This is a genomic window from Saccharopolyspora montiporae (assembly GCF_015209505.1).
Lineage (GTDB): Bacteria > Actinomycetota > Actinomycetes > Mycobacteriales > Pseudonocardiaceae > Saccharopolyspora > Saccharopolyspora montiporae.
This window is the reverse complement of sequence record NZ_JADEYC010000009.1, coordinates 82,029-108,114: the sequence shown is the minus strand read 5'-3', so window position 1 is coordinate 108,114 and position 26,086 is coordinate 82,029. Positions and strand designations below refer to the sequence as shown.

General features: G+C 71.6%; 28 protein-coding genes, 1 pseudogene and 1 riboswitch. Of the genes and pseudogenes, 21 read left to right on the top strand and 8 right to left on the bottom strand.

All coding sequences use genetic code 11. The features are described from left to right. The first annotated feature begins 17 nt into the window (after nt 1–17). Genes IQ251_RS05880 through IQ251_RS05865 form a run of 4 tightly spaced genes read left to right on the top strand, consistent with a single transcriptional unit; the run spans nt 18 to nt 4,865 of the window. Nucleotides 18–3,215 carry a nitrate- and nitrite sensing domain-containing protein gene (locus IQ251_RS05880; RefSeq protein WP_193927424.1) on the top strand — a complete coding sequence of 1,066 codons (3,198 nt, stop codon included), beginning with the start codon at nt 18–20 and terminating at the stop codon, nt 3,213–3,215. 55 nt (nt 3,216–3,270) lie between these two features. Next, entirely contained in the window at nt 3,271–3,711 is a 441-nt protein-coding gene (locus IQ251_RS05875; RefSeq protein ID WP_193927423.1) for a roadblock/LC7 domain-containing protein, read from the top strand. Between the two features lie 7 nt (nt 3,712–3,718). Further along, entirely contained in the window at nt 3,719–4,267 is a 549-nt protein-coding gene (locus tag IQ251_RS05870) for a DUF742 domain-containing protein (RefSeq protein ID WP_193927422.1), read from the top strand. Beyond that, on the top strand, nt 4,248–4,865 hold the full coding sequence (locus tag IQ251_RS05865; protein ID WP_193927421.1) for a GTP-binding protein: 618 nt from the start codon (nt 4,248–4,250) through the stop codon (nt 4,863–4,865). Before IQ251_RS05870 ends, IQ251_RS05865 begins: the two co-directional genes overlap by 20 nt. Nucleotides 4,866–4,954: 89 nt before the next feature. Here IQ251_RS05865 and IQ251_RS05860 read toward each other — a convergent pair whose 3' ends face one another. Then, on the bottom strand, nt 4,955–5,770 hold the full coding sequence (locus IQ251_RS05860) for an SAM-dependent methyltransferase (protein WP_193927420.1): 816 nt from the start codon (nt 5,768–5,770) through the stop codon (nt 4,955–4,957). A gap of 246 nt (nt 5,771–6,016) precedes the next feature. Here IQ251_RS05860 and dprE2 point away from each other — a divergent pair, with 246 nt between their 5' ends. Continuing rightward, nucleotides 6,017–6,760, top strand: coding sequence for a decaprenylphospho-beta-D-erythro-pentofuranosid-2-ulose 2-reductase (dprE2, locus tag IQ251_RS05855; protein ID WP_193927419.1), 744 nt, complete (start codon nt 6,017–6,019; stop codon nt 6,758–6,760). Between the two features lie 10 nt (nt 6,761–6,770). On the opposite strand, the gene IQ251_RS05850 is transcribed toward dprE2, so the two are convergent. Continuing rightward, a complete protein-coding gene (locus IQ251_RS05850) occupies nt 6,771–7,505 on the bottom strand; it encodes a dienelactone hydrolase family protein (protein WP_193927418.1) in 735 nt (244 codons plus the stop codon). 59 nt (nt 7,506–7,564) lie between these two features. Further along, nucleotides 7,565–7,990 (bottom strand): VOC family protein, encoded by a 426-nt coding sequence (locus IQ251_RS05845; RefSeq protein ID WP_193927417.1) that lies wholly within the window; start codon nt 7,988–7,990, stop codon nt 7,565–7,567. Between the two features lie 200 nt (nt 7,991–8,190). Beyond that, a riboswitch (cobalamin riboswitch) is annotated at nt 8,191–8,327 on the top strand. Between the two features lie 100 nt (nt 8,328–8,427). Here IQ251_RS05845 and IQ251_RS05840 point away from each other — a divergent pair. Genes IQ251_RS05840 through IQ251_RS05820 form a run of 5 tightly spaced genes read left to right on the top strand, consistent with a single transcriptional unit; the run spans nt 8,428 to nt 14,074 of the window. Then, nucleotides 8,428–9,975, top strand: a complete 1,548-nt coding sequence (locus IQ251_RS05840; protein WP_193927416.1) for an ABC transporter substrate-binding protein — start codon at nt 8,428–8,430, stop codon at nt 9,973–9,975. A 51-nt stretch (nt 9,976–10,026) separates the two neighbouring features. Continuing rightward, entirely contained in the window at nt 10,027–10,803 is a 777-nt protein-coding gene (locus IQ251_RS05835) for a class I SAM-dependent methyltransferase (RefSeq protein ID WP_193927415.1), read from the top strand. Next, nucleotides 10,775–11,788, top strand: a complete 1,014-nt coding sequence (locus IQ251_RS05830) for an ABC transporter permease (protein WP_193927414.1) — start codon at nt 10,775–10,777, stop codon at nt 11,786–11,788. Before IQ251_RS05835 ends, IQ251_RS05830 begins: the two co-directional genes overlap by 29 nt. Next, nucleotides 11,785–12,636 carry an ABC transporter permease gene (locus IQ251_RS05825; protein WP_193927413.1) on the top strand — a complete coding sequence of 284 codons (852 nt, stop codon included), beginning with the start codon at nt 11,785–11,787 and terminating at the stop codon, nt 12,634–12,636. The genes IQ251_RS05830 and IQ251_RS05825 overlap by 4 nt, the downstream gene beginning before the upstream one ends. Next, nucleotides 12,626–14,074: an ABC transporter ATP-binding protein gene (locus IQ251_RS05820; RefSeq protein WP_193927412.1), complete on the top strand. Its 1,449-nt coding sequence runs from the start codon at nt 12,626–12,628 to the stop codon at nt 14,072–14,074. Before IQ251_RS05825 ends, IQ251_RS05820 begins: the two co-directional genes overlap by 11 nt. Before the next feature lie 21 nt (nt 14,075–14,095). Here IQ251_RS05820 and IQ251_RS05815 read toward each other — a convergent pair whose 3' ends face one another. Together IQ251_RS05815 and mrf are read right to left on the bottom strand one after the other, a co-directional pair. Continuing rightward, nucleotides 14,096–14,755, bottom strand: coding sequence for a hypothetical protein (locus IQ251_RS05815; protein ID WP_193927411.1), 660 nt, complete (start codon nt 14,753–14,755; stop codon nt 14,096–14,098). Nucleotides 14,756–14,847: 92 nt separating this feature from the next. Beyond that, the gene (gene mrf, locus IQ251_RS05810; RefSeq protein ID WP_193927410.1) at nt 14,848–16,116 is read right to left on the bottom strand and encodes a ribosome hibernation factor-recruiting GTPase MRF; all 1,269 of its coding nucleotides are present in this window, start codon (nt 16,114–16,116) and stop codon (nt 14,848–14,850) included. A 98-nt stretch (nt 16,117–16,214) separates the two neighbouring features. Between mrf and rpmB the strand changes: the two genes are divergently transcribed. From rpmB to IQ251_RS20230, 5 genes and pseudogenes are all read left to right on the top strand, one after another. Then, the gene (rpmB, locus tag IQ251_RS05805) at nt 16,215–16,451 is read left to right on the top strand and encodes a 50S ribosomal protein L28 (protein ID WP_193927409.1); all 237 of its coding nucleotides are present in this window, start codon (nt 16,215–16,217) and stop codon (nt 16,449–16,451) included. After that, a complete protein-coding gene (gene rpmG, locus IQ251_RS05800) occupies nt 16,451–16,615 on the top strand; it encodes a 50S ribosomal protein L33 (protein WP_193927408.1) in 165 nt (54 codons plus the stop codon). The genes rpmB and rpmG overlap by 1 nt, the downstream gene beginning before the upstream one ends. 12 nt (nt 16,616–16,627) lie before the next feature. After that, complete coding sequence (rpsN, locus tag IQ251_RS05795) at nt 16,628–16,933, top strand: 30S ribosomal protein S14 (RefSeq protein ID WP_193927407.1); 306 nt, start codon at nt 16,628–16,630, stop codon at nt 16,931–16,933. 2 nt (nt 16,934–16,935) lie between these two features. Continuing rightward, nucleotides 16,936–17,166 (top strand): 30S ribosomal protein S18, encoded by a 231-nt coding sequence (gene rpsR, locus IQ251_RS05790; RefSeq protein ID WP_193927614.1) that lies wholly within the window; start codon nt 16,936–16,938, stop codon nt 17,164–17,166. Between the two features lie 554 nt (nt 17,167–17,720). Continuing rightward, nucleotides 17,721–17,841 (top strand): annotated as a pseudogene (locus IQ251_RS20230) (NAD-dependent dehydratase); the annotation flags it as partial. A gap of 222 nt (nt 17,842–18,063) precedes the next feature. Here IQ251_RS20230 and IQ251_RS05780 read toward each other — a convergent pair. The 3 genes from IQ251_RS05780 to IQ251_RS05770 form a co-directional block, all read right to left on the bottom strand. Next, entirely contained in the window at nt 18,064–19,446 is a 1,383-nt protein-coding gene (locus tag IQ251_RS05780) for a GntP family permease (protein WP_193927406.1), read from the bottom strand. 66 nt (nt 19,447–19,512) lie between these two features. Continuing rightward, complete coding sequence (locus IQ251_RS05775) at nt 19,513–20,457, bottom strand: sugar kinase (protein WP_193927405.1); 945 nt, start codon at nt 20,455–20,457, stop codon at nt 19,513–19,515. After that, on the bottom strand, nt 20,454–21,107 hold the full coding sequence (locus IQ251_RS05770; protein WP_193927404.1) for a bifunctional 4-hydroxy-2-oxoglutarate aldolase/2-dehydro-3-deoxy-phosphogluconate aldolase: 654 nt from the start codon (nt 21,105–21,107) through the stop codon (nt 20,454–20,456). Before IQ251_RS05770 ends, IQ251_RS05775 begins: the two co-directional genes overlap by 4 nt. Before the next feature lie 76 nt (nt 21,108–21,183). On the opposite strand from IQ251_RS05770, the gene IQ251_RS05765 reads away from it, so the two are divergent. The 6 genes from IQ251_RS05765 to IQ251_RS05740 all read left to right on the top strand — a co-directional run bounded on the left by IQ251_RS05765 (nt 21,184) and on the right by IQ251_RS05740 (nt 26,060). Then, complete coding sequence (locus IQ251_RS05765) at nt 21,184–21,927, top strand: IclR family transcriptional regulator (protein ID WP_193927403.1); 744 nt, start codon at nt 21,184–21,186, stop codon at nt 21,925–21,927. A gap of 34 nt (nt 21,928–21,961) precedes the next feature. Further along, a complete protein-coding gene (gene dgoD, locus IQ251_RS05760; protein ID WP_193927402.1) occupies nt 21,962–23,107 on the top strand; it encodes a galactonate dehydratase in 1,146 nt (381 codons plus the stop codon). A 130-nt stretch (nt 23,108–23,237) separates the two neighbouring features. Then, nucleotides 23,238–23,429 carry a hypothetical protein gene (locus tag IQ251_RS05755; RefSeq protein ID WP_193927401.1) on the top strand — a complete coding sequence of 64 codons (192 nt, stop codon included), beginning with the start codon at nt 23,238–23,240 and terminating at the stop codon, nt 23,427–23,429. A 199-nt stretch (nt 23,430–23,628) separates the two neighbouring features. Further along, nucleotides 23,629–24,336 carry a TetR/AcrR family transcriptional regulator gene (locus IQ251_RS05750; protein ID WP_193927400.1) on the top strand — a complete coding sequence of 236 codons (708 nt, stop codon included), beginning with the start codon at nt 23,629–23,631 and terminating at the stop codon, nt 24,334–24,336. Between the two features lie 5 nt (nt 24,337–24,341). Then, nucleotides 24,342–25,511 carry a cytochrome P450 gene (locus tag IQ251_RS05745; RefSeq protein ID WP_193927399.1) on the top strand — a complete coding sequence of 390 codons (1,170 nt, stop codon included), beginning with the start codon at nt 24,342–24,344 and terminating at the stop codon, nt 25,509–25,511. Nucleotides 25,512–25,565: 54 nt separating this feature from the next. Beyond that, entirely contained in the window at nt 25,566–26,060 is a 495-nt protein-coding gene (locus tag IQ251_RS05740) for a pyridoxamine 5'-phosphate oxidase family protein (protein WP_193927398.1), read from the top strand. Nucleotides 26,061–26,086: the final 26 nt, after the last annotated feature.

The window sequence follows — 26,086 nt, the reverse complement described above, 5'->3', positions numbered from 1 at the left end:
CGGCCGGGAGGGCAGTCGTGAACGTCGACGAGGAGGCCGGCGGCGCCCCACGCCGCCGGGACAAGGTCTTGCAGTGGCGCAACTGGCCGCTGCCCACCAAGCTGGCCGCGGTCGTGCTGGTGCCGCTGATCTTCGCGATCACGCTCGGCGTCGGCCAGATCGGCTGGCAGGTCGATCAGGCCGGCGAGTACCGGCGGGTGGCCCAGGTCCTGGACGCGGTCGAGCGCATCGAACCCCTCCTCGGTTCGTTGCAGGAAGAACGCAACGGAGCGGTCCAGTACCTGACCGGGGACACCGGTCCGGAACAGGTCGAGCGCAGCGCAGTGGAGACCGACCGGGCCGTGGCCGCGCTCGACGAGCTGATGAGCCGGACCGACAACGACTTCGCGGAAGTCGTCGTCGACCGCAACGGTGAGCTGACCAGGCAGCTTCAAGGGATCCAGCAGCTGCGCGACGGGGTGCAGAACGACCAGCTCGCCCCCGCCCAGGCCATCCAGGGCTACTCCGCCCTGACCAACGCGGCCCTGTCGCTGGACGCCGCGCTCACCAGCACCGTCGCCGACCCGCAGCTGTCCTCGAACGCCGCCGCGAGCCAGTCGGTGCTCTCGATGATGGAGGAGGTCCGGCTGCAGCAGGCGCTGGTGCTGACCGGCCTGTCCGAGGGCGCGCTGGACGAGCAGGCCCTGCAGCAGTTGATGGGTTCCCGCGCCCGGCTGGTCAGCAAGATCGGCGAAGCCGGATCGACGGTCGCGGCCAAGTGGCGCGAACTGCTCACGGAGAAGGTCGGTGGTCCGGAGGTCACCCAGCGGAACCAGCTGCTGGCCGCGGTGCTGATGGAGAGCACCGACGACGTCGCCAGTGGCGAGTACTCCATCGGCCGCGAGCAGTGGAACACCGCCTCGGACGCCTCGGTCGAGGTGATCAAGGGGGGCCACGACCTCGTCGCCGACGACGTGCGCACCACTGCGGCGGGACTGGAGTCCGACGCCAGCGACCAGGCGGGTTGGGACTCGGTGCTGCTGCTGGCCGCGCTCATCGCGGCCGCCGCGACCGTGATCGTCATCACCCGGCACCTGCTGGGGTCGCTGCGCCAGCTGCGCAGCAGTGCGCTGGATGCCGCTGAGTACCAGCTGCCGGACGCGGTCGCCGAGATCCGCTCCGGTGGGCGCGCCGACTCCGCGGTGACGCCCGTTCCGGTGCGCACCACCGACGAGGTCGGGCAGGTGGCCCGGGCGTTCGACGAGGTCAACCAGCAGGCGCTGCGGCTGGCCGTCGAGCAGGCCGACCTGCGGCGCGGCTACAGCGAGGTCTTCATCAACGTGTCCCGGCGCAGCCAGAGCCTGCTGGAACGGCAGCTCCGGCTCTTCGAGGACCTGGAGCACGACGAGGAAGATCCGGATCAGCTGTCCCGGCTGTTCCAGCTGGACCACCTCGCGACCCGGATGCGCCGGAACAACGAGAACCTCATGGTCCTCTCCGGCAGCGACCTGGCCCGCCGGTTCACCCAGCCGACGACGCTGGCCGACGTGCTGCGCGCGGCCGTGTCCGAGATCGAGCACTACCCGCGGGTGGTCGTGCAGCCGCCGCCGAACGTCCAGCTCCGCGGGTACGCGGCCAGCGACATGGTGCGGCTGGTGGCCGAGCTGCTGGACAACGCGGCGAACTTCTCCGCGCCGGACACCAACGTCACGTTGTCCGGGTACCAGGCCGGTGACGGGACGATCGTGTTGGACGTGCTCGACCAGGGCATCGGCATGGGCGATGCCGAGCTCGCCCGCGCCAACCAGCGCCTGGCGCGCGTGGACGAGGACGACCTGGCCAGTTCGCGCCGGATGGGCCTGTTCGTCGCCGGCCGGCTCGCGGTGCGGCACGGGATCGGCGTCGAGCTGCACGGCGGCCCGGACGTCGAGGGGGTGCGCGCGACCGTGATGGTCCCGGCCGAGCACGTGGTCTCCTCGGAGGCGACGGCCGCCTGGCAGCCGCCGGGCAACCCGGGTGCGTTCGGCGGCAACCCCGGTTCGTACGGCAACGCGGGTTCATACGGCAACTCCGGGTCGAACGGCGACCTCGGTTCGTACGGCAACAACGGGCACGCGCACCAGGAGATGCCCACGTCGGGCGCCCTGCCCTCGCCGGGACGGGCGGCACCGCCCGGTTGGCCCGGGGCTTCGGACGGGACGCCGGGCGGATCCTGGTACGACGATCACCAGGATCCCGGTGCCACCAACAACGGCATCGATCGGAACGAACTGCTGCACGGGGGCGCGACGGACACGCATCCGCCGGTCAACGGGTCCTCGCGGGAGGACCTGCGCACCTCGATGTGGCAGGAACCGCCCGCACCCGAACCACCCGCGCAGCCGCCCGCACCGGAACCGCCTCCGCAGGCGGCCGCTCCCGCGCCGGAACCAGGACTCCTCGGCAACAGCCTGTTCGAGCCGTCCGGCGATGTGGACGCGGAACGGCCCACGGCGTACCTGTTCGATGCCCCGTCGGACCTGGCAGGGCATCCGGAACCCGGGTTCGAGTGGCCGTCGGTCGAGCAGCCGCCGCCCGCGCCCGGTCCGCCGAACCCGCCGTCCCCGGTCCCGCGGTCGCGGCCGGCGCCGACCACGCCGCCGGAACCGGATCCGCAACCGGGGCGGTCCGCGTCGCAGTGGTTCCAGCCCGCGTCGGAGAACCCGTTCGCCGACGAGGAGGGCGCCGACGATCCCGGCTGGCCGGACGCGGGTGACCCCGCCGACGGCGGTGCGAGCGAACTGTCCTACACCTCGTCCGGACTCCCGCAGCGCACACCGCGATCCGGTGGCGCGGCCGAACCCGCCGGTGAGCAGCGGGCCGGCACTCGCAGCGCGGGTGACATCAGCAGGCAGCTCGCCGACAACCACAACGGGGTCCGGTTCGGCGGCCAGCAGGAGGCCCCGGCCCAGCAGGCGCCGGAAGCGGCCGAACCGCAGTGGCCCGATTCCGGAGCGGACCGGGGGCGGGAAGCGGCCGAGGCTGCGGCGAACCCGCAGCCCGCCTCGTTCACCGAAGCCGGCCTCCCGCGGCGCACACCCAAGGCGCACCTGGTTCCCGGCAGCATCGGCTCGAAGTCGGACGACGGGTCGTCGGGCGGACAGCTGCACCGGGACGCCGACCACCTGCGCGACCGGCTCTCCGGCTTCCAGAGCGGGGCCAGCCGCGGCAGGCACCGCGCGTCCGATGAGGAGTGAGCCCGCCGGCGAGGTCGAACCAGCCGGTCATCGGCGGCAATGAACAGGAGGTTGCATGACTGCCCAGGAGACGATTTCCCGCAGGTTCGGCTGGTTGATCACGAACTTCGCCGAACAGGTGACCGGCGTCGCGCACGCCATCGTGGTGTCGGCGGACGGTCTGCTGCTGACGGCTTCGAACACCCTGCCCCGGGACCGCGCGGACCAGCTCGCCGCGGTGGCGTCCGGTCTGCTGAGCCTGACCCAGGGCTCGGCGAAGTGTTTCGAGGCGGGCGAAGTCGTGCAGACCGTCGTGGAGATGGAGCACGGCACCCTGCTGCAGATGGGCATCAGTGACGGCTCGTGCCTCACGGTGCTCGCGGCCCCGCAGTGCGACATGGGACTGATCGGTTACGAGATGACCATGCTCGTGGAGCGGGTCGGCCAGATGCTGACGCCGGAGATCCGGTCGCAGCTGCAGAGCGCGTCGAACTCGTTCACGGGCCAGCTGGTGTGAGGACGCGATGAGCAGAGGCTCCGATTTCTCGGAAAGCGGGCGAAGATACGAGGACAGCGGTGATGACGCGCTCGCCGATGTGCTCAACGGCTTCTCCCTGGACAGCAGGCGCAGGCGCAAGCGCCGGGAGCGCACCGACGAACAGCGTCCGGAACAGCAGCAGCCGCAGCAACCGGACCACGACCAGCAGCAGGCCCCGGAACCGGAGGAGCAGCGCGCGGCCTCCAGCGTGCGGTCCTACACCTGGACCGGTGGTCGCACCCGGTCGACGCACGAACTGCAGCTGGAGACGCTGGTCTCGGCCGGGGAAACCTCCCGTCCGGGGGTACCGGCCCGGCTGGAGCACCAGTCGATCGCCGATCTCTGCCGGGACCAGCCCCGGTCGGTGGCCGAGGTGGGAGCTCTGCTGTCCGTGCCGGTGGGGGTCACGCGGGTTTTGCTGGCAGACATGGCCGAACTGGGGTTGATCACCGTGCACCAGACGGTGAGCGAAAGCGGCAGCGCACCACACATGGTGTTGATGGAAAGGGTTTTGAGTGGACTCCGTCGGCTTTAGCGCCCCCCGAGCCACCCCGCCGCAGCCGGCCAGCAAGGGCGGCACGACGTCGGCGAAGATCGTGGTCGCAGGTGGTTTCGGTGTCGGGAAGACGACGTTCGTCGGCTCCGTCTCCGAGATCATGCCGCTGACCACGGAAGCAGTGATGACCGAGGCCAGCCAGGGCGTGGACGACCTGGCCGCGACGCCGGACAAGTCGACGACCACGGTCGCGATGGACTTCGGCCGCATCTCCCTGGATTCGGACCTGATCCTCTACCTGTTCGGCACGCCCGGGCAGCAGCGGTTCTGGTTCATGTGGGACGACCTGGTGCGCGGTGCGATCGGTGCGATCGTGCTCGTGGACACCCGGCGGTTGGCGGACTCGTTCTCGGCCATCGACTTCTTCGAGGACCGCGGGTTGCCCTACCTGGTCGGGGTGAACTGCTTCGACGGGAACATGCTGCACACCGCGGAGCAGGTCCGGGAGGCGATGGCCATCGGGCCGGACGTGCCGATGGGCCCGTGCGATGCGCGGGATCGCGAATCCACCAAGCGCACGTTGATCAGCCTGGTCGAGCACGCGATGCGGCACTGGGCGGCCAAGTACTCCGGATGACGGTGGCGCCGGGCCTCGGCGGTGCGCCGCGGAGTGCCCGGCGGGCCGGGGTGCGGCGCAGTACGCCGCGTCCCGGGAACCCGGTGCCGTCAGTTCTTGCGGCCGACCCCGCCCAGCAGCAGGTGGTCGCCCGTCGAGGGCGGGCCCAGCTGCGGACCGTCCGGCCACCACGCGTGCAGGTGGGTCAGGCCGGGGTCGATCATCTCCAGATCCCCGAACATCGCCCGGATCTCCGCGTGCCCGCGGTAGAAGCAGCTGCCCATCATCGCGTTGAACCGGCGCTGGCTCTCCTCGGCCAGGTCGGCCTGCTCGCTGCCGTCGCCCGGGTTGTGCAGGTGCGAGATCGCGGCGAACGAACCCGGCGCCAACGCGGCGAGGTAGCGCTGCATGATGCCGGCCGGATCGTCCTCATCGGTGACGTGGTGCAGCGTGTTGCACTGGATCAGGCCCACCGGCCTGCTGAGGTCGATGTTCCGGACCACCGCCTGGTGCGCCAGGATCCGCTCCGGCTCGCGCAGGTCCGCGACGGCGAAGTGGGTGCGGTCGTTCTCCTCCAGCAGCGCGCGCCCGTGCGCAGCCACCGCCGGATCGTTGTCCACGTAGACGACGTGCGCGTCCGGGTTGAGCCGCTGCGCGGCCTGGTGCGTGTTCTCCGCGGTCGGCAGGCCCGAGCCCAGGTCCAGGAACTGGTCGATCCCGGCCTGCCCGCTGAGGAACCGGACGACCCGGATGAGCCACGCGCGGCACTGCCGCCCGACCTCGGCGGCTTCCGGGGCGACATCCAGCAGCGTGCGGTAGACCTCCCGGTCCACCTCGAAGTTGTCCTTGCCGCCGACGAACGCGTCGTACACCCGGGCGATGCTGGGCCGGGTCGTGTCGATCCGCGGCTCGTCCACAGAGTCCATGCTGCGCCTCGTCCTGCCCTTCCGCTCGCGGCCGCCTGCTCATGATCGCGACCGGTTCGCCAGCCTATGCGTGCGCCAACCGGCCGGTAAACGTCCGTTACGTGCTGCAGTCGTAGTCCGTTCGGCTCAGTGATCGGTGCGCTGAACCGCGCATCCGCCGCGGCCGGAGCGCGTCTTTGCCGAGTACGGGCTGATCAGGGGGCCGCCGGGAATCGGCGCCGGTCGCCGGGTGGCAGACTCGCCAAGATGAGCGGAACGGTTCTGGTGCTCGGCGGGCGCAGTGAGATCGGGGCGGCGGTAGCGCAGCGGCTCGCCGCGCGCGGCCACCGGAAGGTGGTGCTGGCCGCGCGACGCAGCGCCGAACTGGACGGTGAGGAAGCCGCGCTGCGCCAGGCCGGGGCCACCGAGGTGGTGCGCGCCGAGTTCGACGCCGCTGCCCTGGACACGCACCAGCGGGTCCTCGACGAGCTGTTCCGGCAGCACGGGCCGATCTCGGTGGTGGTGACGAGTTTCGGGATCCTCGGCGACCAGACCCGCGCCGAGCACGACGCCGAGCACGCCGTGCAGATCGTGCACACCGACTACGTCGCGCATGTGGCCGTGCTGACCCGGCTGGCCGACCTGCTGCGCGAGCAGGGCAGCGGGCGGATCGTCGTCTATTCCTCGGTGGCCGGCGTGCGGGTGCGCCGCGCCAACTACGTGTACGGCTCGGCCAAGGCCGGGCTGGACGGGTTCGCCAGCGGTCTGGCCGATGCGCTCGTCGGCAGCGGGGTGCGTCTGCTCATCGTGCGGCCCGGGTTCGTGATCGGGCGGATGACCGGCGGGATGGATCCGGCGCCGTGGTCGAGCACACCGGACCAGGTGGCCGACGCGACCATCCGCGGGCTGCGCCGCGGCAGCCGCGTGGTCTGGGTCCCGCGCGTGCTGCGCTGGGTGTTCGCCGGGATGCGCCTGGTTCCGCAGTTCGTGTGGCGCCGGATGCCGCGCTGAGCTCCCGTCCTCAGCTGGTCGGTGGTCTGCGGCGTGGTTCCGGTGGTTTGAAGTGCCCGCCCTCCGAGGCGTTCGGCGCTGCGCCGAGGTAGTGCCGGAGCCAGGCGGCCGCGGAAGCGGACACGTGTTCCAGCGCGCCCGGTTCCTCGAACAGGTGGCCCGCACCGGGCACGATCTCGATCGAGACATCGGCCAGGGGCAGCGAGGTCATCAACCCGGCGGCCTGGCGGTTGAGGTTGAGCACCTCCCGGTCGTTGCCGCCGACGATGAGCAGCGTCGGGGCCTCGACCGAGGCGAGCGCGTCCCCGCCGAGGTCCGGGCGCCCACCGCGGGACACCAGGGCGCCCACCCGGTCCGGGCGCCGGGCCGCGGCCTTGAGCGCGGCGGCCGCCCCGGTGCTCGCGCCGAACAGGCCCACGTACCGCCCGCGGGTGCTCGGCCAGTCGCCCAGCGCGTCGACCGCGGGTACCAGGCGTTCGGCGAGCAGGTCCACGTCGAACCGCAACTGCTGCGTCTGCTGGTCGAACGCGGCCTCGTCCCGGGTGAGCAGGTCCATCAGCAGCGTGCCGTAACCGGCGGTGCGCAGCGCTTCAGCCACGGCGCGGTTGCGCGGGCTGCGGCGCGAACTGCCCGACCCGTGCGCGAAAAGCACGATCGAGGTGGCCTGGTCTGGGATCACCAGATCGCCTTCGAGTTCCCCGCCCGGCGTCTTCAGGGTCACTGGTTCCGTCGCGAGCTGGGCCATGGCAACCTCCAAAGCGGTGGTGTTGCGCAGCGATTACCCGGCGCGCGCTGCGGCGACACTCACCCGGTGGTGCCCGGACCGGCCTCGTGCGGGAGGTTGATCTGCCAGGACACCCCGTGCCGGTCCACCAGCCAGACGAAGCGCCGGCTGAAGCCGTAGTCGTCCGGGGGCATCAGTTCCTGCCCGCCGTCGACCAGGCCCCGGTGCAGCTGATCGAACTCGGGCTCGTCGGCGCAGTCGACGAACAGCGAGATCGCAGGGGTGAAGCCGAAATCGTGGCTGATCGGGCTGTCGATGCACTCGAATGCCTGGCCGAGCAGCGTGAACGTGGCTCGGTGGACGCTTCCCGCAGCGCCCGGCCCGTCCGGCCCGTAGCGCTCGATGTGCTCGATGCGCGCGTCCGGCAGCAGTGCGGTGTAGTGCTGGATGGCTTCCTCGGCCCCGCCTTGGAACATGAGGAAGGTGCGGATGCGGTGTTCGGGCACGGCGTGCTCCTCGGTCGGTGGACGTCGGCTCCCTTGTAGCAGAGACCGCGCGCGTCGGTCGGTTTCGGCGACGACGGGCGTTCGCCCGGACACCGCGCGCGACGAGGGCCCTGCTGCGCAGCGGTGTTCCCGGTTCGCGACTCCCGGGTAAAGGGCTGTGCGCACGAGATATGCGACACCTCGCGGTGCCGGGCCGCTATCGCTGGATGTCACTCGTCCGTAGGATGCCCGTGCGCGTCCAGGGAACACCGGTGCGAATCCGGGGCTGCCCCGCAACTGTGAGGCCCGCCGAGCGGTGGGTCGGAGCCAGACACCTGCGCGCCGAGAGATGAGCGGTCACGCCACGCGGGATGGTCGGTGCCGCACGAGCCGCCGGCTGCGGTCTCGTGCCCAGCACGCTCCCCGCGCGGTCCGACCCGGACGCGAGGGGAGTCAGCATGCAGGTGGGCGAACGCGGGATTGCCGGGAGGCTCGGCAGGAGGGGTTTCCTGATCGGCGGCGCTGCGGCGGCCGGTGCGCTGGTCACCGGGTGCGGTGGTTCGTCCGGTTCGTCCGCGGGTGGCTCGATCGACTCGTTCTCCGCGGTCATGGAGGGTTCCGGCGCCGACGAGGCGTTCGATCCCGGCACCAGCCACATGTTCATCGACGAGGCCCGACTCAAGGCCGTCTATGACGGGTTGTTCGAGGTCGATGACCAGATGAAGCCGATCCCGCGGCTGGCCGAGCGCGCCGAACCCAACGCGGACGGGACCCGGTGGCGGCTGGCGCTGCGCGATGCGCGCTGGCACGACGGCTCGACGTTCACCGGCGACGACGTGCTGTACACGATCAGCCGGATCCTCGGCGGCGGGGAGCCCGACGCGTTCATCGCCGCGACCACGTTGGAACACGTGAACCTGCGCGAATCGCGCGTCGTGGACCCGCGCACCGTGGAGATCGCGCTGAAGAAACCGGATTTCGAGTTCCGGACTGCGCTGGCCGCCTATGGGACGCGGATCGTGCAGAACGGCACGCGGGACTTCGTCGACCCGGTCGGCACCGGCCCGTTCCGGTTCGAGTCGTTCGAGCCGGGCAAGGAGTTCAGCGGCACCAGTTACGAGCAGCACTGGAACGGCGCCCCCGCGATCCGGCAGCTGCGCATCCTCAGTGCCGATTCGGACGCGCGGCTGAACACGCTGCAGGGCGGGCAGGCCGATTTCGCGGACAGCATCACGCCGGCCGCCGCGCGCACGCTGCGCGGCAACGACCGGGTAGCGGTGAACACCACGCCGAACAGCGGGATCCACTACTTCGCGATGAAGACGGACCGGCCGCCGTTCGACAACCCCGACGTGCGGCGCGCGCTCATGTTGCTGGCCGACCGCGAGGAGATGGTCAAGGTCGCCTTCGAGGGCGAGGGCGACGTGTCCAACGACGTGTTCGGCGCCGGATTCGAGTACTACGCCGAACTCCCGCAGCACGGGTACGACCCGCAGCGTGCGAAGACCCTGTTGCGCAGGGCGGGGGCGGAGAACCTGAGGTTCGACCTGTTCACCGCGGAAGTCTCGTCCGGGCTCGTGGAAGCCGCGCACCTGTTCGCCGAGCACGCCGCGAAGGCCGGGGTGCGGGTCAACGTGGTGGTGGGCTCCAAGGACACCTACTACTCCGAGACGCTGGACCGCGGCGAGCTGACGATGGGCCAGTCCGGACCGCTGCCGGTGCCCAACCACTTCGCGTCCCGGCTGGTCACGGGATCGCCGCAGAACCGCACGAACTGGTCGGATCCGGAGTTCGACGCGCTGTTCGCCCGCGCCCAGGCGACCCGGTCCGACGAGGAGCGCGCGGCGATCTACCGGCGGATGCACGAGATCCAGTACGACCGGGGCGGTTTCATCTTCTTCGCGAACACCTACTGGCATAACGCCGCCAACGCCGAGTACCGCGGCATCCCCACCGGCGTGCCGAACTCGTTCGGGTGGGTGCGCTTCGACGACGTCACCGGCTGACGTGCCGGGAAAACCCCTGGCACACGACCGAATCCGTAGCAGAGGACGCAGATGACCAGCACGTCAACTCCCACCCGCGAGCAGGCCCTGCACTGGCTGGACCGCTGGGACCGCCAGCAGGAGCACTACATGCCCGACCGCGAGGAGCGGTTCGCGGTGATCGCCGATGTGCTCGACGAACTGCTGCAGCGCCTGGACCCGCTCATCGTGGACCTCGGGGTCGGTCCGGGCTCGCTGGCCGTCCGGCTGCTCGACCGGCTGCCCGGCGCCCGGGTGGTCGGCGTGGACGCCGATCCGCTGCTCATGGGCCTGGCCGACCTCGCCTACGGCGCCGACGACCGGCTGCGCCTGGTGCACGCGGACCTGCGCGATCCGTCCTGGTTCGATGCGCTGGGCCTGGACCGCGCCCCGGACGCGTTCGTCAGCACCACCTCGCTGCACTGGATGAACCGGGAGCCGATCCGCGCGCTGCTGGCCGAATGCGGCCGTGCGCTGCAGCCCGGCGGCCTGTTCGTCAACGGCGACCACCTCTATGAAGGTCCGGGCGGTGAGCGGCTCGACGCGCTCGGCAAGGCGCTCACCCGGCGGCGGGCCGCGCGCGCCGAAGTGCGGCGCAGCGAGGACTGGGCGGCGTGGTGGCAGGCCGTCGAGCAGGCTCCGGAGCTCGCCGGCCTGCTGGCCGCGGCCCGGGAGAACGGTTTCGAGCACCGGGTGACCGACCGGCCCGCGGTGCACGACTACCTCGACTTCCTGCGCGAAGCCGGCTTCGCCGAGGCCGGGATCGTCTGGCAGGTCGGCGATGACCGGATCGCTGCCGGCATCCGCTGAGCGCACCGCCCCCGCACGCGTGCGGACCGCGGGCACGGGGTTCGGCCGGTTCGCCGCGCGGCGCCTGGTCATCGGTGCGGGCCAGGTGCTGGTGCTGCTGGTGCTGGTGTTCGGGTTGTCCCTGCTGCTGCCCGGCGATGCCGCGGACGTGCAGAGCAGCGACGCGTTCAGCACCGAGCAGCGCGCCGAGACCCGGCAGCTGCTCGGGCTGGACGTCGCGCCGGTGACCCGGTTCGCGGACTGGTTGGGGCAGGTCGCGCGCGGCGACCTCGGCACCTCCTACGCCACGGGCGGTCCGGTCGCCGAGCTCATCGCCGAACCGTTCGCGATCACCGCGATCATGGCGGTGCTGACCACGCTCCTGTTGCTGCCTGTGGCCGGTGCGGCCGGATTCGCGGCCGGTCTGCGCCCCGGGTCGCTGCGCGATCGTGCCATCACCGCGGTGAGCGTGTTCTTCGACTCGATCCCGGATTTCGTGCTGGCGGTGCTGCTGGTGGCCTACGTGGCCATCGGACTCGGCTGGTTCCCGGCGACGTTCCTCGGCGCCGACGTGTCCACCATGCTCACCGAGCCCGGCTACCTGGTGCTGCCGCTGGTGGTCATGGTCGCCCGCGTCGCCGCGCCCCTGGTGCGGCTGGTGCGTGCGGGCGTGATCTCGGTGATGCACGAGCCCTACATCGCCCAGGCCGTGCGGCTGGGGGTGCCGCGCCGGTCGCTGCTGGTCCGGCACGTCGCGCCGAACGCGCTCGGGTCGGCGGTGCAGGAGCTGGGACGCACCGGGGACGGGCTGCTGTCCGGGGTGCTGATCGTGGAGGCGGTGTTCGTGATGCCCGGGGTTGCTTCGGCGCTCATCGACGCGATCGGCAACCGGGACCAGCCGGTGATCCTGGCGATCGTGCTCATCACCGGACTGGTGGCGATCGCGGTGAATCTGGGCATCGATCTGGCCGGGCGCCGGATGGTGCCGCGCAGGGAGCACGCATGAGCTGCGGGAATGCGCGCGGGCCCAGCCGTCTGCGCTGGCTGTACGCGCTGCTGGTGGCGATCCCGGTGCTGGTGGCGGCGTTCGGGCCGCTGCTGGCCGAACTGGGGCCGCAGGAGCGGCAGAGCCCGTTCGGCCCGTCGAGCTGGTCGCCGTTCGGCACCGACCGACTGGGCCGGGACGTGCTGGTGGCGGCGCTGCAGGGCGGGCGGACCCTGCTGCTGACCACGCTGGTGACGGTGCTCGTCGCCTACGTCGTGGGCGCGCTGATCGGGCTCGCCGCGGCGAGCACCGCGAAGCCGTGGCTGGAGGACCTGCTGATGCGGCCGGTGGACGTGCTGCTGTGCCTGCCGTCGCTGCTGATCATCATGGTCGCCGCGCTGCGCACCGACGGTTCGGCGGTGGCCGTGGCCTGCGCAGTGGGGCTGGCGCTGATCGCGCCGATCGCGCGGTTCGTGCGGATGGCCGCGCGCGGTGTGGTGCAGGGGCCGGTGATGGACGCGCTGCGCATGCAGGGCGCCAGCCGCACGCACCGCTACGTCCGCTACGCGCTGCCGGAGCTGGCCCGCCCGGTCGCGGCCGATCTCGGGGTGCGCACCGCCGCGGGCATCTACTTCCTGTCCTCGGCGAACTTCCTGGGGCTGGGCTTCGACACCACCTCGGCCGACTGGGCGGTGTCCGTGGCGGCGAACAAGGACGGTCTGTCGGTCGCGCCCTGGTCGGTGCTGCTGCCGGCGGGCCTGATCGTGCTGCTCGTGGTGGGGATCAACGTGCTGTGGGATGAACTGCTGGCCGATCCGCACCGGGTCGCGGCGCGGGATGCGGTGCGGGCGGTGCGCGATGGCGGGTGAACCGGTGATCGCGGTGCGCGGACTGTCCGCCGAGGTCGGTGGGCGCAGCATCGTGCGCGATGTGCACCTGGACGTCGGCGCCGGTGAGGTGGTGGCGCTGCTCGGCCCGTCCGGTGCGGGCAAGACGACGGTCGCCGCTGCGGTGGCCGGTGTGGACCGGCCGGGCCTGGAAGTCACCGGTGCGATCGAGGTCGCCGGACGCGTCGGCTACCTGCCGCAGCACGCCGCGGCCACGCTCAACCCGGCGCGGCGCATCGGCGCGGCGCTGGGCGAGTACGCGAGCCTGGGCTCGGGTGCGGGCCGGGAGCGGGTCGCCGAGGTGCTGCGCACCGCCGCGTTCGATGTGGACGGTGCGGAGTTGGCGGCGACGCTGCGCAAATACCCGTCCGAGTTCTCCGGCGGGCAGCGCACCCGGCTCGCGTTGGCGCAGGTGCTCGCGGTGGCGCCCGATGCGCTGGTCCTGGACGAGCCCACCGCCGGGCTGGACGCGCTCAGCCGCGCGGACCTGGTGCGCCGGCTCGCGGTGCTGCGCGATCGCGGGATGGCCGTGCTGCTGGTCACGCACGATCCGTTCGTGGCCGAGGAGCTCGCCGACCGGGCGCTGCAGGTGTGCGAAGGCGAGCTGGCCGGACCCGCCCGGTTCCCGGCCGCGGCCGCACCGCCGGTGTCCGCAGCCGCACTGAGCGCGGGGCGGAACGAGGTCGAACTGCGCGGCGTCGGTGTGCCGCACCGGCTGGCCGACGTCGACCTGCAGGTGGCCGCGGGAGAGGTGCTCGGCGTGATCGGGGCGTCCGGTGCGGGCAAGTCGAGCCTCGCGCGCTGCGTGGCGGGGCTGCTCGAACCGCAGCGCGGGCAGGTGCTGATCGGTGGGCGGCGGTTCCCGCGGTTGCGCAAGCGTTCCCGGCAACAGCTGGCCCAGGTGCAGCACGTGTGGCAGGAATCGGCGGGCTCGTTCGAACCGCGCCGCCCGGTGCTCGACCAGGTCGCGGCCACGGCGGTGCGGCTGCGCGGGCTCGACGCGGCGGCCGCGCGGGACGAGGCGGTCGAGCTGCTGCGCGAGCTCGCCATCGCCCCGGAGCAGGCGGCCCGCCACCCCGCGGGACTGTCCGGTGGTCAGCTGCAGCGCGCGGCGGTGGCCCGAGCGCTGCTGGCGCACCCGCGGGTGCTGATCTGCGACGAGGTGACCAACGGCCTGGACCAGCCGCTGTCCGCGCAGATCCTCGACCACATCGCGCGGTTCCGCCACGAGCACGGATGCGCGGTGATCAACATCAGCCACGACGTCCGGTCTCAGCTGCAGCGCGCGGACCGGGTCGCGGTGGTGGCCGACGGCCGCATCGCGGAGGTGGGCACGCCGGGTGAGCTGCTGCAGGATCCCCGTTCGGCGCACCTGCGCGACCTGCTGCACGCCGAGGGGCTCACGCCCGCACCGCGGTGATCGGGAGTCCACTTCGGATGGTCAGCTCACCGCCCGGGCCAGCGCGACCGCCGCCTCGGCAGTGGTGTCCAGCAGTTCCTCCGAGGTGGACCCGGCAGCGGGTTCGGCCTCCGCCACCAGGACGGTGCTGCCGCGCCGCGCGGAATCGTAGTGCTCACCGGTGAACGCGGGCCGCGGGCTGATCGGGCGGATGTCACCGGTGCCGTGCTCGTCCATGCGCGCCTTGAATTCCCGCGCGTCGCCGGCCGACCGCAGCCGCACCTCGGACACCAACACCGACATCGTCCCGCCCTCGTGGGTCAGCGGGAACTGCACCCGCCCGATGTCCCGGCAGCCGTGTTGGACGAGGAATTCCTGCACCTCGCCGAACGAGATCAGCGCGCACTCGGCCGTGTCCCGCAACGACGATCCGCGCTGCAGGCGCATCGTGCGCCACGCCTGCTGGGGCTTGCCCGCGCGCACCTGCTTGGTGGCCTTGCCGAGGTTCTGCCCGATCCCGCGCACCACAGCGGTTTCCGCAGCCGACGCGCCCGCGCCGGTGATGCCCGCGGTGCCCGCAACGCCCCCACCACCTGCGGCAGCGATCGCGAACACCCCCACCGCGACGAGCGGACCCCCACCGCCGCCGTTGCGGAGCGGGTATTTCGTGCCGTCCGGACGGCTTCGGAATTCCGGTGCCATGTGCCTCCCCTTCGCCGAGGCACGACCCTGGCAACCGGCACCGCGCTCACGGTCCCGAACGCGACCGGATCACCCGAACGCAGCAGCCCGCGTCAGCAGCCGCCGGAGCCGCGGGCCGGGTCCAGGTCGGCGTCTGCCGGGTCCTCGTCCGAGCAGTCGTCGGAGTGCCATTCGAACGGATCCTGGTGCTGTGCCCAGACATCCCGGCCCGCGGCGAGTTCCTCGTCGGTGAGCAGCGCCGCGCGCAGCCGGCGGCTGATCTCCGCGGCATCGGCGTCGTGCGTGATGACGACGATCTCCTGCGCGCGGTCGCCGTAGTGCTCGTCCCATTGCAGCGAGGCGCGCAGCCGCCGCTCGTCCGCGAACTGCGTCCACTCCTGCTCCGGCAGCGCGGCCAGCCACGGTCCGGCATCGCCCACGGCGAGCCCGCCACCCGCCGATTCCAGCCAGAGCGCGGAGTCCGGCCTGCTGGCGATCCAAGCGCGCCCGCGGGTGCGCACCACGCCGTCCAGCAGCGCGTCCAGCGCTTCGTGCAGCCGCTGCGGGTGGAACGGCCTGCGATCCTCGAACAGCAGCACTTCGACGCCGGAATCCGGCTCCATGGGCGGTTGCCCGCGCAGCAGCGGTCCGTGCGCCCCGTCGACGTCCCCGCGGCGGGCGTTGTCCGGGATGCGGGCGAGCAGGTCGGCCACGTCGAGTCCGTCGAGCTGCGTCCACGCGGTCGCGGGGGCCAACCGGCGCAGCACTTCCCGGGTGCGCACTTCGGTCCAGCCGTCCTCCGCAGCGGGGCCGAACACGATCGCGTCCGCGAATTCCGCGTGGCCGACCGCGAGCTGGGCGATGGTGCGCTCGTCGTCCGTCCCGCCGCCGAGTCCGCGGTCGGCCAAGGTGTCCTCGCTGCTCGCATCGGCGAGCCAGCGGGCACCGTCGACCGCGTTGAGCACCGCGTGCACCACGACGTCCTCGTCCACGGTGCGCCCGTCGACCGGCACCTGCTGCAGCGACCAGCAGATCGCTTCGGGTTCGACGAGCGGATCGAGGTGCAGCACGATGTGCTCGACGCCGGGGGTGGCCGACAGCCTGCGCAGTTCCGGTAGCAGGTCCTCGCGCAGGGTGCAGGACACGCAACCGTGCACGAGCTCGACGGTGCTGTCGATGTCCCGGTCGCGGTGGCGCACTCGTTTGTCGAGGAACCCGTCGCCGACGCGGTGCAGGTCGTGGTGCAGCAGCGCGGTCGTGCCGGGGGCCCCCGCGCGCACCGTCTCCGCGGTCGCGGCGGTCTGGTCCTGGTCGAGTCCGCACACCACGATCAGCGGGGTCCGCTGGTCGGTGCTCCGGCCGCCGGGTGCTCCGGTCTCCATGCCCACTCCTGTTGAGAACCGTTTTCACGTCAGTGCCCGACACGGTACCCTCCCGATCGGCATTAATGAAAATGGATGTCGTTATCGAAAGGTGTGGCATGTCCAACCGCTGCCAGGTGACCGGCAAGCAGCCCGGTTACGGCAACAACGTCGCGCACTCCCAGCGGCGCACCAAGCGCCGCTGGCTGCCGAACATCCAGCGGCGCCGCTACTGGCTGCCCTCGGAAGGCCGGTGGGTCCGGCTGCGCGTGTCGGCGAAGGGGATCAAGACGATCGACGCGCGCGGCATCGAGGCCGTGGTCGCCGAGGCGCGCGCTCGCGGGGAGCGCGTCTGATGGCCCGCGACGACGTCCGCCCCGTGGTCAAGCTGCGCTCCACCGCCGGTACCGGACACACGTACGTGACCAGGAAGAACCGCCGCAACACCCCGGACCGGATCCGACTGCGCAAGTTCGATCCGGTGGTGCGCAGGCACGTCGAGTACCGCGAAGAGCGGTGAAGGAGGCCCCCGTTGGCGAAGAAGTCCAAGATCGCCGCCGACCGCAAGCGGCGGGACGTGGTAGCCCGCTACGCGGACCGGCGGGCCGAGCTCAAACGGATCATCCGCGCGCCGGGCAGCACCGTCGCGCAGCGCGATGCGGCGCTGGCCGAATTGCAGCGCCAGCCGCGCGACGCCAGCCCGACCCGGGTACGCAACCGGGACGCGGTGGACGGCCGCCCGCGCGGCTACTACCGCACGTTCGGGCTGTCCCGGATCCGGCTGCGCGAGATGGCGCACGCCGGGGAACTGCCGGGTGTGACGAAGGCGAGCTGGTGACCGTGATCGAGCGCCAGCCCCGCGGACGAGCCCGGCGCAGGCCGAACCTGCTGCAGCAGCACGGCGTCCTGGACGTCGACTGGAAGGACATCGAGGTGTTGCGCAAGTTCGTCTCCGACCGCGGCAAGATCCGCTCCCGCAAGGTCACCGGGCTCACCGCCCAGCAGCAGCGCGAGGTCGCCACCGCGATCCGCAACGCCCGCGAGATGGCCCTGCTGCCGTACCCGAAGTAACCGGACGCGGGTCGGGGCGCGCCGCGCGCCCCGACCCGCCCGCTCACGCGATCGGGAGCACACCGGTGTTCGCGGAAGAGATTCATGCTTTCGGGAAGCGCGTGTTCGTTGCTCCGCCCCGGGTGCCGTGCTGCAATTCCGCCGATTCGTTCAGATATACCGGTATTCCGCGGAATCCGAGAGGTCTGGGACCACCGCGGTTCCGAAGCGGCGTGTGCCGTTTCGCCGGACGTAGTCCGAAACCCGTTGCGGCGCTCCGTATGTGGCGCCGTGCGGGTGAGCACCGAGTGGGAACGCGTGGGGAGGACTAGTTGTCGTCAGCGGGAGCGCGATCCGGTCGCCCGGGTACTGGTGCTCCGCACGCGTCCTGTGGCAACGGCGGTCTCCCCGCGGGCGGTCGGCGAACGGAATGCGTCGCCGCGTTACCGGTGCGGTGACCCGCTCGGCCCGTTCCGGCGCCGGCGGCGGGCTTCGCGCGAACGCCGCCCGGCGGGCCGGGTGCAGCGGTCGTGCCGAGCTTCGGTGCGTTCGAGGGGTCTGCGTCGGTGGAGCAGTTGGACAATCCGCGGGTGGAGCAGGCTGAGCATTACTACAACGTGCGGCATACGGGGTTGGTGGAGTTGGGTCTGCAGCCGCATCTGTTGTCGGAGACGTTGATCGAGTCGTTGTTCCGGGTGGCGCAGCGGTATCGGGATCGGGTGGATGTGGCGGCGATGCGTCCGTCGGTGGACTGGCGCGCGCCGAGCAGTCCTGTCCGCGTCCGCGACGACTCCGCCGAGGTGCAGCCGCCTGCTCCGCAACCGGAAGCGGCGGCGGAGCAACGGCCGATGGCACCGTCCGGCGTCTGAACCGCACGCGGGTCGGGGTGCGCGGTGGCGCGCACCCCGACCCGCCCGCTCACGCGAGTGGGACCAGTACGAGCACCAGCAGGAAACCGATCCCGCCGATGAGGGTCTCCAGCACGGTCCACGTTTTCAGCGTCGTCTTCACGTCCATGCCGAGGTAGCGGCCAACCAGCCAGAACCCGGAGTCGTTGACGTGCGAGAGCACCGTGGCACCGCAGGCGATGGCGATCACCAGCAGGGCCGAGTACAGCGCGGACACCTCGCCCATCGCGGCGACGGTCGGGGCCAGCAGACCGGCGGTCGTGGTCAGCGCCACCGTGGCCGAACCCTGTGCCACGCGCAGTGCCGTGGAGATCAGGAACGCGGCCAGGATCAGCGGGAAGCCCAGGCTGGCCAGGGTCTGCGCCAGCGCGTCGCCGATGCCGGAGACGTGCAGCACCTCACCGAACATGCCGCCCGCGCCGGTGATCAGGATGATCGCGCAGACCGGGCCCAGCGCGCCGTTGACGATCTGCTCGACGCCGGCCTTGGACCGGCCGCGGCCGAGCACCAGGATCGCGGTGATCGCGGTGATCAGCAGGGCCACCGGGGTGGCGCCCACGATCTGCAGCGCCTGCACCCAGGTCGCGCCGTCGTCCACGACTCCGGCCGTGGCCAGGGTGTTCAGCCCGGTGTCCAGGAAGATCAGCAGCATCGGCAGCACGAGCAGCGCCACCACGGTGCCGAACTTCGGGTAGGGCAGGTCGTCGTGTTCGGACGTGTCCTTGGCGGCGCTGATCTCCGGGATGGGCACGTCGACCCGCCTGCCGATGATCCGCCCGCCGAGGTAACTGCTCAGGTACCAGGTCGGGATGGCCAGGATCAGGCCCACGAGCAGCACCGTGCCCATGTCCGCGCCGAGCAGTTCGGCGGCGGCGACCGGACCCGGGTGCGGCGGCACGAACGCGTGCATCACCGCGAACGCGCCCACCGAGGGCAGCGCGTACAGCAGCAGCGAACCGCCGAAGCGGGCGGCGACGCTGAAGATGATCGGCACGAACACCACGAACGCGGCGTCCAGGAAGATCGGGAAGCCGAAGAACAGCGAGGCGACACCCAGGGCGAGCGGCGCGCGGCGCGGCCCGAACCGGGACACCAGGGTGTTGGCGAGCACATCGGCGCCGCCGGTGACTTCCAGCAGTCGGCCGATCATCGCGCCCAGACCGACGAGCAGGCCGACTTCGGCGAGCGTGTCACCGAACCCGGCGAGCAGTACGTCGTCCACGAGCTGGTCGAGCGGGATCCGGGTGGCCAGGCCGACCAGGATGCTGACCAGTACCAGGGCGATGAAGGCGTGCAGCCGAAACTTAATGATCAGCAGCAGGAGCAGCCCGATGGCCGCGAGTGCGATCAGCAGCAGCGGACCGACCCCGTAGGCCGGCGTCATCGTTTCCATGTCGGTGATTCCTCAACGCTGAGCGAATGCGATCAGGTGCCGGGTGGCACCACGGGTGCGGGCGGACTACCGGCTGACGTCGGAGCCGTCCAGGTCCGCGAGTTCCGCGCGATCGGGAAGACCTTCCCAATCGCCGTCCACGGCAACGGCGAGCGCTCCCGCCGCGGCCGCGTCCTGCATGCGCTGCTCCGCCGGGGCGGACTGCAGCAGCGCGGCGAGGTATCCGGCGGCGAAGGCATCGCCGGCGCCGACCGGATCGACCACAGTGGACGGGTGTGGCGGCGCGGGCAGCGACTGTCCGTCGACCAGCCCGAACGCTCCGTCCCCGCCCCGCTTGATGACCACCTGCGCCGGCCCGAGCTTCGCCAGTTCGGCGGCGAGCTCGTCCGGACCGGAGCCGTCGACCAGCAGCCGGGCCTCGTCCTCGGTGGCGAAGAGTACGGTGCTCGCCCTGGCGAGCTCGCGCAGGGGGCGGGCGGCCTCGTCCGGGCTCCACAGCGCCCTGCGGTAGTTGATGTCCAGCGAGATCGGCACTCCGGCGGCCTGCGCGGTGTCCACGGCGGCGCGCGCTGCGGCGCGGGCGGATTCGCTCAGCGCCGGCGTGATCCCGGTCAGGTGCAGCGCGCCCGCGGTGCGCACCAGCTGCGGATCCAGATCGGCCGGCTGCAGCCGCGATCCCGCCGAACCCGAACGGTAGTAGGAGACGTTGGTGCGCATCCCGTTCCGGCGTTCCTTGACCAGCAGCGCCGTGGGCGCGGTGTCGTCGGTGATCACCTGCTCGCCGGGAACGCCCTGGCCGCTCAGCGTCATCCGGATGAGCTCGCCGAACTCGTCGTCGCCGACCCGACCGATCCACACGGCTTGCCCGCCGAGGCGGCTGACACCGATGGCGGTGGTCGCTTCGGCCCCGGCCACGCCCAGTTTCAGGTGCGGCGCGTGGCGTAGCGGGCCGGTGATCGGCGAGGACAGCGCGGCCATCGCCTCGCCGAGGGTGACCAGGTGCCCGCTCATGCGGCGCCTCCGGTGGCGTCCAGCAGCGCGCGGGCGCGGGAGCGCAGCCCGTCCAGGTCGCCGGTGTCCAGCGCATCGCCGAGCAGCGGCCCGCCCACGCCGACGGCGCAGGCCCCGGCGCGCAGGAAATCACCGGCTGTGTCCGGCGAAATACCGCCGGTGGGCAGCATTTCCACGTCGTCGAGCGGGGCGCGCAGTTCGCGCACGTACTTCGGCCCGCCCAGGCTCGCCGGGAAGATCTTGACGGCGGTGGCGCCGAGGGCGTGCGCGCGCAGCACCTCGGTCGCGGTGAAAGCGCCCGGGAAATAGGCGAGATCGTGCGCGCGCACCCGATCGGCGACCGCTTCGTCGAGGCCCGGGGTGACGATGAACTGCGCGCCGGCCTCGGCGGCCTGGTCGACCTGCTCCGGGGTGCGCACGGTGCCGACGCCGAGCTCGGCGGCCGTGCCGTGGCGCAGGCGGGCTGCGCGCAGGGCTTCCAGCGCACGGGGGGTGTTCGTGGTGACCTCCAGGCACCGGACGCCGGAGTCGACCAGCGCGTCCAGCACGTCGTCGAGGTGTTCGCCACTGCCTCCGCGCAGGATGGCCACCGCGCGGGTGCGCCGGAGGGCTTCGGGGATCTGCTTCGCGCCCAAGTCCTTCACTTCCATGATTGCAGCATGTGCAAAGTCTATGTAAATGTTGCACAGATTCTGTAGGCTGGATCGGCCGAGGTCAAGGAGGACCATGTCGAGAACCGTTGCCAAAGCCGTGATCGCGCTCAACGAGCTAGCCGACGGACCCCGCCCGCTGTCCGCGCTCGCGGAGGCGGTCGGTGTGCACTCGTCGACCGCGCTGCGGATGCTGCAGCCGCTCGTGGACGCCGGGATGGTCACCCGCGGCGGCGACGGGCGATACCGGCTGGGGCTGCGGATGGCCGAGCTCGGGCAGCAGGTCCTGGACGACCTCGACCTGCGCGCCGCCGCGCGCGGGCACCTGCTCCCGCTGGCCGACTCGACCGGCGCCACCGTGCACCTGGCCCAGCTCATCGACGGCGCCATCATCTACGTGGACAAGATCGAGAGCGCGGCCAAGGTGCGCACCTGGTCGCGGGTCGGCCGTCCGGTCCCGCTGCACACCTCCGCGGTGAGCAAGGCGATCCTGGCCCGGCTCGATCCGGCGACGGCCGAGGGGCTGATCGACGGATGCGACTTCGCCCGGTGCACCGAGGCCACGATCACCTCCCGCGCGGACTTCCGCGTCGAACTCGTCCGCACCGCGCAGCGCGGGTACGCCACGGACTTCGGCGAGTTCGAGCCGCTGGTGCACTGCGTCGGGGTCGCGGTCCCGGAGACCGCACCGGGAGTGCACGCCGCGGTCTCGATCACCACGGTGCGAGCGGACCCCGACGTCGACGCGCTGCGCGGGCTGGTCCCGGAGCTGACCGCGGCCGCGTCCGCGATCGCCGACGACCTCGGCCACCGGTCCTGACCGGCACGACCCCTACCGACAGGAGGACTTCGCAGTGAAGATCGCCAGCCTGACGACGTACTTGATCGAGCCGCGGTGGCTGTTCCTGCGCGTGGAGACCGACGACGGGCTCGTGGGCTGGGGCGAGCCGGTGGTCGAGGGGCGTGCGCACACCGTCGCCGCCGCCGTCGACGAGCTGTCCGATTACCTGATCGGCGCCGATCCGCGGCGCATCGAGGACCACTGGCAGGTGCTCACCAAGGGCGGCTTCTACCGGGGCGGTCCGGTGCTGTCCAGCGCGGTGGCCGGGATCGACCAGGCGCTGTGGGACATCCGCGGCAAGGCGCTCGGCGTTCCGGTGCACGAGCTGCTGGGCGGTGCGGTGCGCGACCGGATGCGCATCTACTGCTGGATCGGCGGGGACGAACCCACCGCGGTGGCCGAGGAAGCCGCCCGGCAGGTGGAGGCCGGGCTGACCGCGATCAAGATGAACGGCACCGGGCGCATGCGGCACCTGGAGACGACGGCGCAGGTCAGCGCAGTGGTGGACCGGGTCGCGGCGGTGCGCGAGGTGATGGGCCCGGACCGGGACGTCGCGGTGGACTTCCACGGCCGGGTTTCGCCGGCGATGGCGCGGGTGCTGTGCCGCGAGCTCGAACCGCTGCAGCCGATGTTCGTGGAGGAGCCGCTGGTCCCGGAGCTGTCCGCCGACCTGCGCCGCATCTGCGACTCCACCACGATCCCGATCGCCACGGGTGAGCGGTTGTTCTCCCGCTGGGACTTCCGCGATGTGCTGCCCGCCGGGATCGCCGTGGCACAGCCGGATCTCTCGCACGCGGGCGGGATCTCGGAGTGCCGCCGGATCGCGGCGATGGCCGAGGCGTACGGCGTGGGTCTGGCGCCGCACTGCCCGCTGGGGCCGGTCGCGCTGGCCGCGAGCCTGCAGGTCGACTTCGCCAGCCCGAACGCGCTGATCCAGGAGACCAGCCTGGGCATCCACTACAACCAGGGTTCGGACTTGCTGGATTACCTGGCCGACGCCTCGGTTTTCGAGTTCGCCGACGGCCACGTCGAGCGGCTCACCGCGCCCGGGCTGGGCGTGCAGATCGACGAGCAGGCGGTGCGGAAGGCGGCCGAGGTCGGGCACCGCTGGCGGTCGCCGATCTGGCGGCACGAGGACGGCGGCTTCGCCGAGTGGTGAGCCGGGGGACGAGCCTTAACGGCGGCTCAGCAACACCCCAAGATCATCTTCGATGAGCACCGCGCGGACGCGTTCTGGCGTGGAATCGGTGTCGTAGCGCAGGAAGCGGACGACGAATCGAGGAGAACGCGTGGGTGCACATCCGGCGAAGAGCCGCAGCTGGGCGGCCGGGCTCATCCGGTGGGCGGTGGTGGCGGTGCTGATCATGATGGTCCTGCGGTACCCGGCGGCGTCCTCGGATCTGGCCGTCGACGCGCTCGCCTGGCTGCGCTGCCAGGCCGAATCGCTCGCCACGTTCGCCGACGGGATGTCGGGCCGCTGACGAGGTCCCCGAACTCCCCGGTTCCCGGCGGCCCGCACCCCGAGGCGACCCTCGGGCAGCCGGAGGAATCCTGCCCGGTGCCCTTGCTGCGCAGCGGTGGAGCTCGTACCGTGACGCTGTGACCGGATGTGTTGATGCGGTCACAGCGGGACGTGATCACGCGTCACCGGGGTGCAGCGCCGTACCTGCGGAGGCCGGCATGGCGAGACGGGACACCGAACGGGCGGATCGCATCTTGGATGCGGCCGCGGACCTGCTGACCAGGTGGGGCTACCGCAAGGTCACGGTCGATGAGGTCGCCCGGCGCGCCGACGTCGGCAAGGGCACCGTGTACCTGCACTGGCGGAGTCGAGACGCTCTGCTGTTCGCGGTACTGCTGCGCGAGGGCGTGGCGACGTTCGACGAGCTGGCGCGGGGCATGCGCGCCGATCCGGGCGAGGTGTTGCTGCACCGCTACGTGCGCGCCGTCTTCCTGCAGGCGATGCGCCGCCCGCTGCTCGCCGCGATCTACACCCGGGACGCGGAGGTGCTCGGCAGGCTCATCGCCACCGATGCCTCGCGCGGGGTCGTGCACAGCAAGATCACGCTGTCCACCGAGTACCTTGCCCTGCTCGCCGAGCACGGTCTGCTGCGCGCGGACCTGCCGGTGGAGCGGATCGCCTACGGCATCGGGACCGCCGTGCTGGGACACCTGAGCATCGACCCGATGCTGCCGCCGGAACTGGCCATGACCGACGAGGTGAAGGCCGACCTGCTCGCGGAGATGGTCCGCCGCTCGTTCGAGCCGGCCGAGGCGCCGAACGAGCGCGCGCCCGGTGAGGTGGCGCCGAAGATCACCGGCATCGTCGAACAACTCCGCGACACCTACCTCGAGCACATCTACGGCTCGACCAACGGGGAGGAGTGATCACCATGGCCACGACCACCACGTTCGACGATCTGCACGCCTGGATGCGTTCCGCGCGGAAAAGCGCTGCGGTGCAGGTGGACCACGACAACGGCCTCGCGCACGTGTTCGGTTACCCGGAAGCCTTCACGGCCATCACCGAGACGACGGACTTCTCCTCGGATCTCAGCAAGCTCGTGCCGCGCAACCGCGAATTCGATGTGTTCGCCGAGGGCAACTTCATCAACCTGGACCCGCCGCGGCACGACCGGCTGCGCGGACTGGTCAGCAAGGCGTTCACGCCCAAGATGATCGCGCAGTTGGAACCGAGGATCACCGAGATCACCGACGACCTGATCGGGCAGGTGGGCGACGAGTTCGACCTGGTCGATGCGTTGGCCTACCCGCTGCCGGTGATCGTGATCGCGGAGCTGCTGGGCATCCCCACCAGCGATCTCCCGGTTTTCCGGCGGTGGGCGGACGCGCTGTTGTCCCAGCAGACGGGCGAGCTCGACCAGGAGCAGATCGAGCACGCCCTGGCCCAGGTCGAGCCGATCATGCGGGAGATGAACGAGTACCTGCTCGAACACATCCGCGCCCGCCGCGCCGACCCCGGTGACGATCTGATCAGCGGGCTGACCGCGGCGGAGACCGACGGCCGCACGCTGACCGACGGGGAGATCATCGGGTTCGCCGGGTTGCTGCTGATCGCCGGGCACATCACCACGACCGCGCTGCTGGGCAACAGCATCCAGCTGATGGACGAGCACCCCGACATCGCCGAGCAGCTGCACGCCGACCGAGGGCTCGTCCCGCAGGCGATCGAGGAGTTCCTGCGCTTCCGCTCCCCGTTCCCGCGGCTCAGCCGACGCACCACGCGGGAACTCACCCTCGGCGATGTGCGGATCCCGCAGGATTGCATCGTGTTCCCGTGGCTGGCCTCGGCGAACCGCGATCCGAGGCGGTTCGAGGAACCGGACACTGTGGACATCCACCGCACGCCGAACCACCACCTCGCCTTCGGTAAGGGCATTCACTTCTGCATCGGCGCCCCGCTCGCCCGCTTGGAGGCGAAGGTCGCGCTGAACCGGCTCCTCGACCGCTACCGCAGCATCGACGTCACGGGTGGCGAATTCTTCGACGCCGCCACCATGGCCGCGGCCAAACAGCTCCCGGTCTTGGCCACACCCCGCTGACCTGGGACGCGTCCCCGGTCGCGGTGGTCGCGCGGAAGCGGAAGGATGACGCTCATGCAGCAGCAGGACATCGATGCCGAACTGTCCTTGTCCGGCGCGCAGGAGCTGCTCGGTTCCACCGCGGCCGCCCACCTCGGCTACACCGGCGAGGACGGGACACCGCGGGTGGTTCCGGTCGGCTTCTCCTGGACCGGCGCCGAGTTCGTGGTCTCCACCGCCACCACCGCGCCGAAGGTCGCCGCGCTGTCCGCCCGCCCGGACGTCGCGCTGGCCATCGACGCGGGCAACACCCCCGAGCAGGCGCGCTCGCTGTCCGTCCGCGGGCGGGCGGACGTCCGGATCGTCGAGGGCGTGGTGGAGGAGTACCTCGCCGCCGCTCGGGAAACCATGGATGCGGACGCGGCGGCCGAGTTCGAGCGGACCTGCCGGCAGCTGTACGACCGGATGGCGCGCATCGCGATCATGCCCCGCTGGGTGCGCTACTACGACTTCGGTGCGGGGCGGATGCCCCGGTTCCTGCAGGAGCTCGCCGAGCGCAACCAGCCCTGACGGCCGGAGAGGCGTGCGTTCGCGGA

Bases quoted from the DNA above. Each gene is read 5' to 3' on its own strand.
- IQ251_RS05835 (WP_193927415.1), top strand. From the start codon at position 10,027: ATGACCAGCACGTCAACTCCCACCCGCGAGCAGGCCCTGCACTGGCTG.
- IQ251_RS05870 (WP_193927422.1), top strand. From the start codon at position 3,719: ATGAGCAGAGGCTCCGATTTCTCGGAAAGCGGGCGAAGATACGAGGAC.
- IQ251_RS05770 (WP_193927404.1), bottom strand. From the start codon at position 21,107: ATGGAAGTGAAGGACTTGGGCGCGAAGCAGATCCCCGAAGCCCTCCGG.
- IQ251_RS05740 (WP_193927398.1), top strand. From the start codon at position 25,566: ATGCAGCAGCAGGACATCGATGCCGAACTGTCCTTGTCCGGCGCGCAG.
- IQ251_RS05825 (WP_193927413.1), top strand. From the start codon at position 11,785: ATGAGCTGCGGGAATGCGCGCGGGCCCAGCCGTCTGCGCTGGCTGTAC.
- IQ251_RS05830 (WP_193927414.1), top strand. From the start codon at position 10,775: ATGACCGGATCGCTGCCGGCATCCGCTGAGCGCACCGCCCCCGCACGC.
- dprE2 (WP_193927419.1), top strand. From the start codon at position 6,017: ATGAGCGGAACGGTTCTGGTGCTCGGCGGGCGCAGTGAGATCGGGGCG.
- IQ251_RS05875 (WP_193927423.1), top strand. From the start codon at position 3,271: ATGACTGCCCAGGAGACGATTTCCCGCAGGTTCGGCTGGTTGATCACG.
- IQ251_RS05780 (WP_193927406.1), bottom strand. From the start codon at position 19,446: ATGGAAACGATGACGCCGGCCTACGGGGTCGGTCCGCTGCTGCTGATC.
- IQ251_RS05775 (WP_193927405.1), bottom strand. From the start codon at position 20,457: ATGAGCGGGCACCTGGTCACCCTCGGCGAGGCGATGGCCGCGCTGTCC.
- mrf (WP_193927410.1), bottom strand. From the start codon at position 16,116: ATGGAGACCGGAGCACCCGGCGGCCGGAGCACCGACCAGCGGACCCCG.
- rpmG (WP_193927408.1), top strand. From the start codon at position 16,451: ATGGCCCGCGACGACGTCCGCCCCGTGGTCAAGCTGCGCTCCACCGCC.
- IQ251_RS05765 (WP_193927403.1), top strand. From the start codon at position 21,184: ATGTCGAGAACCGTTGCCAAAGCCGTGATCGCGCTCAACGAGCTAGCC.
- IQ251_RS05850 (WP_193927418.1), bottom strand. From the start codon at position 7,505: ATGGCCCAGCTCGCGACGGAACCAGTGACCCTGAAGACGCCGGGCGGG.
- IQ251_RS05815 (WP_193927411.1), bottom strand. From the start codon at position 14,755: ATGGCACCGGAATTCCGAAGCCGTCCGGACGGCACGAAATACCCGCTC.
- IQ251_RS05750 (WP_193927400.1), top strand. From the start codon at position 23,629: ATGGCGAGACGGGACACCGAACGGGCGGATCGCATCTTGGATGCGGCC.
- IQ251_RS05820 (WP_193927412.1), top strand. From the start codon at position 12,626: ATGGCGGGTGAACCGGTGATCGCGGTGCGCGGACTGTCCGCCGAGGTC.
- rpmB (WP_193927409.1), top strand. From the start codon at position 16,215: ATGTCCAACCGCTGCCAGGTGACCGGCAAGCAGCCCGGTTACGGCAAC.
- IQ251_RS05860 (WP_193927420.1), bottom strand. From the start codon at position 5,770: ATGGACTCTGTGGACGAGCCGCGGATCGACACGACCCGGCCCAGCATC.
- IQ251_RS05745 (WP_193927399.1), top strand. From the start codon at position 24,342: ATGGCCACGACCACCACGTTCGACGATCTGCACGCCTGGATGCGTTCC.
- IQ251_RS05840 (WP_193927416.1), top strand. From the start codon at position 8,428: ATGCAGGTGGGCGAACGCGGGATTGCCGGGAGGCTCGGCAGGAGGGGT.